Source organism: Mesorhizobium sp. M2A.F.Ca.ET.037.01.1.1 (assembly GCF_003998075.1).
Taxonomy (GTDB): Bacteria; Pseudomonadota; Alphaproteobacteria; order Rhizobiales; family Rhizobiaceae; genus Mesorhizobium.
In genome coordinates this window covers 1-562 of sequence record NZ_RZSA01001718.1, presented here as the reverse complement: position 1 = coordinate 562, position 562 = coordinate 1, and the positions used below count along the sequence as shown (strand labels likewise).

The window sequence follows — 562 nt, the reverse complement described above, 5'->3', positions numbered from 1 at the left end:
CCATAGAACAAGGTGAGGTTCGGCAGCGTCAGACCGATGTCGGAGAGTTTCTGGTCGGCGATCGAGCTTTCGGAGAGGTTGTAGCGGATGCGGTCGTAGCCGTATTCCTCCGGCGCTTCCTTCTCGATCAGCATCCTGGCGTAGTTCATGGCCGGTTCCCCCAATCCCCGGTAGCAACCAAGCCACAAAAGCGCGAAGCCTGCCAAGGTCGATTCCTCGGCAGGCTTCCTCAAATCATTGGTGCAGGCGCGCTATTTCAAGCGCTCGCCTTGGCCTTCCTGCCCCTGGCGGGCTTTGCCGGTTCCGGTTCCGCCTTGCGGCCGAGTCCGATCGATTTGGCCAGCTGCGAGCGCGAAGCCGCGTAGTTGGGAGCGACCATCGGATAGTCGACCGGCAAGCCCCATTTGGCGCGGTAGGCTTCGGGCGTCAGGCCGAAATGCACGCCGATATGGCGCTTCAGCGATTTGAACTTCTTCCCGTCCTCGAGGCAGATGATGTAGTCAGGCGTCACCGAGCGCCTGGGATTGACGGCGGGGGGCGGCGGGGGGGCCGCGGGGTCCGG

1 protein-coding gene and 1 pseudogene are annotated in these 562 nt (G+C 63.2%); both read right to left on the bottom strand.

From position 1 onward, the window contains the following. A pseudogene (locus tag EOA27_RS43265) lies at positions 1–188 on the bottom strand (aspartate aminotransferase); the annotation flags it as partial. A 68-nt stretch (positions 189–256) separates the two neighbouring features. After that, positions 257–562, bottom strand: a 306-nt coding sequence (locus tag EOA27_RS39405; RefSeq protein ID WP_189562431.1) for a MucR family transcriptional regulator, incomplete at its 5' end; no start/stop codon positions are given.